At 46.4% G+C, this 2841-nt stretch carries 2 protein-coding genes; one reads left to right on the top strand and one right to left on the bottom strand.

The window, feature by feature from the left end; translation table 11 throughout:
• The first annotated feature begins 706 nt into the window (after nt 1–706).
• Complete coding sequence (cspE, locus tag AAC854_RS21965; protein ID WP_047769059.1) at nt 707–919, top strand: transcription antiterminator/RNA stability regulator CspE; 213 nt, start codon at nt 707–709, stop codon at nt 917–919.
• 225 nt (nt 920–1144) lie between these two features.
• Here cspE and AAC854_RS21960 read toward each other — a convergent pair whose 3' ends face one another.
• Entirely contained in the window at nt 1145–2062 is a 918-nt protein-coding gene (locus tag AAC854_RS21960; protein ID WP_340618954.1) for an integrase domain-containing protein, read from the bottom strand.
• Nucleotides 2063–2841 lie beyond the last annotated feature (779 nt).

The raw sequence follows: 2841 nt of genomic DNA, 5'->3' as shown, positions 1-2841 counted from the left end.
TGCATTATCTCCCTTTGCCAAGATGAGTATCATTTCTGTTAGCAAGGACCACTTAATAAGAAAAGGTTCTCTTATATTAGCACTAGGAATTTAGCCTCATGCTATTTATATGCCATCCACTGATACGTACTGATTATTTTATAAGCATTTGGCACAAAGCACTACAATTCTATACAGGGTTAGGGACTGGGCTGCTCTCGCTGCCAAGCTGATTTGTCCCCGTTGATTGAGACGCACTACTGTTAGTTGTCCTTTCGTTCTGATACTGATAACCATTGCTGACTATAAGCGGATCAGTCTGCTTGTCGCGCATATCGGAAGGCCTCTAAAATTGAATGGACCGGTTTTGCAGGATACTTATAATATCTGTCGATCCCTAGGAGATTAGTGTCTGATATTGTCATGATCTGCAGCTAATGGACATCAGCTGCAGGGTGTTTAAGTAGTTTAATTGGTTAATTGGTTAATTGGTTAATTGGTTAAAATAAAAAATATAAACGTTGCTAAAATAATTTATCTATGTCTTAATGTCGCCATCGGTTTGGAATACAGACCTTATGAAAGCAGTTTTAGTAAAGCAGTCCTCAGTTCAGGTGTTATCTACAGATATCCTTCTTCATGAGCCTCCTCCTAAGTGCCAAATAAGTAACTCGAATTACAGGCCATCATCGCCACTCTTAGTGGCTCATCAATAAAGGAAGTATCTATGTCTAATAAAATGACTGGTTTAGTAAAATGGTTTAACGCAGATAAAGGTTTTGGCTTTATCACTCCGAACGACGGCAGCAAGGATGTATTCGTACATTTCTCTGCTATCCAGAGTGACAACTACAAAACGCTTGATGAAGGTCAGCAAGTCTCCTTCACTATTGAAAATGGCGCTAAAGGCCCTGCAGCTGGAAACGTCACAGCGCTGTAAGCGTTGCTAATTATTAGCGACACTTACAATAGCGATGAAGGCAATAGTCTGAGCAGCTAAGCTCTGCTGATAATAAAATGAACCCGCCTTGTGCGGGTTTTTTATTACATTAATTTCGCATGATAACGTAGACACTTTGGACTTACACCATGTCCGCTTTACGCGCATAGCTGACGGTCAGGCAGGGTAGCGATTAATCTAGATATTTTGTCAGGGAAAATAGTGTTATTCCGCCTCACCTTTCTGGTAATACACCTGCCGGATATAGCGCCCACGCCCGTCACCGTGCCCCAAATCCATTGATGCCAATGCCAGCGCTTCCCGCTCACTGAATCCCTGTGCGGTGTAATGCGCCCCAGATTGCCGGGCAAAATGGTAGCGCATACTGTGCGGGGCTTTCTTACCCATCAGCCCTGCACTTCTGACAATATAGCGGTAACGGTCTATGGCCTGCGTGATCGTCGGTTTATCAATCAGTTTTCCACCCCGCTCTGCCTGCTCTCGCTCGGCATAAGCAATGGCATGTTGCAGCGCTGCCCGATCCAATATGGTCGTCTGCCTCGGCCGTCCACCTTTGGTGCCAAATATCACCCGCACAGAGGTCTGCCCATTTTCCAGTGCTTTTTTCCAGGTGGCTAACGACTTATAGGCTTCCACCGCTTCTTTGGTGCGCAACCCCAGAACATACGCCAGCTGCATCACCGCCGCCACGCGCCGATCTTTTTGCTCGACCTGCTGAAATATTTCACGGAACGCAGCCGGGGCCAACGCCGTTTTAGTTCCTTTTCGGTTTATGGCAACAATACCGAGTGCCCGGTTGCTCAAACGGGCGTTACCGGGATCAGCCAGCTTATGCTTTCCGGCCTGCGCTAAAACGCTTCTCAGCACGGACATTTCATTTTGCAGAGTCCGGTGGCTGATAGAGTTGGCCTTTCGCTCTGCAATATAGCGTTCAATATATTTGACTTTAAGGCTGTCCATCTGCCGGAGCTTAATGCCTTTCTCCTTGAGAAAGTTAAGGAACTGCCGGGCAATCCGTTCACGATCGGCAACCGTGGCAAAGCTCCCACCCGCTTGTCGGGCATGGGTCATAAATGCTTTCCTGAACAACTCAATTTTTGACCGTGCCGATTTCTGCGCCATTCACGCCTCTCCTGCCACTTTTTCTCTGTTTTTATTCATTTTTTAAACAAATCTCTGCGTGTCGGTTCAGGTTCACCGTTCCGTGATGCGTCAGATAATGTGTAGCAGAGTGAGGTTGTGTTGAGTTATTGCAGGAGCTCGCGACGTGCTGAGCACAGCGATGGAAGGCTCCCCGTTCATTACCTGATCAGTTCAGGATGAACGCCTCATTATCTTGACGTATGTCATATCTCCTTTTTTTATCGCATCAGCCTGTTTTAAGGCGGTGGGTTGAAAACCAGATCTGGAATTCGTTCGTCAATCAAACAAAATGTCTGTTAATGGTCTGTTTTGAATGGCTTCACTGAGTAATTCAGGGTTCAAATCAGTCGTAAAGGCAGACCGAATGCGCTCTGGACGCTGACGCCCGGCGACGTCACTTGGTAATCGCTGCGCTTCAACACAAGTGACGCCGCGCAATATTCAGGACGTTTATCGTGATAAATGCAAAATGTAGGTGAACGTTGTACCGGTTAAAACGGTATCGTTCAGCGTGAGGCAGGGAATGTTCTGCCCTGTTATGTAGGTAGCCGGTGACGAATAATACCGGGAAACTTTCATCATCGAAACGTTGGGTTATGTGTCCGATGATATCTGCTTCCAAAAGTGCGCAGATGTACCGCATTGTGATGCACTCCCTTTCAGGCTACGGGAGTTAATGAGATGGTCTTCCCCACCTTGTGAACCATACTCTTTATAGAGTATTTTTTCTGGAGAGTCCATCATGCAAAACGTCACCC

The organism is Xenorhabdus entomophaga, from assembly GCF_037996725.1.
GTDB lineage: Bacteria > Pseudomonadota > Gammaproteobacteria > Enterobacterales > Enterobacteriaceae > Xenorhabdus > Xenorhabdus khoisanae.
The sequence above is the reverse complement of the archived record's forward strand: the minus strand, read 5'-3'. Positions and strand labels throughout refer to the sequence as shown.

Excerpts from the sequence above, each read along its gene's own strand:
- cspE (WP_047769059.1), top strand. The coding sequence starts at position 707 with ATGTCTAATAAAATGACTGGTTTAGTAAAATGGTTTAACGCAGATAAA.
- AAC854_RS21960 (WP_340618954.1), bottom strand. The coding sequence starts at position 2,062 with ATGGCGCAGAAATCGGCACGGTCAAAAATTGAGTTGTTCAGGAAAGCA.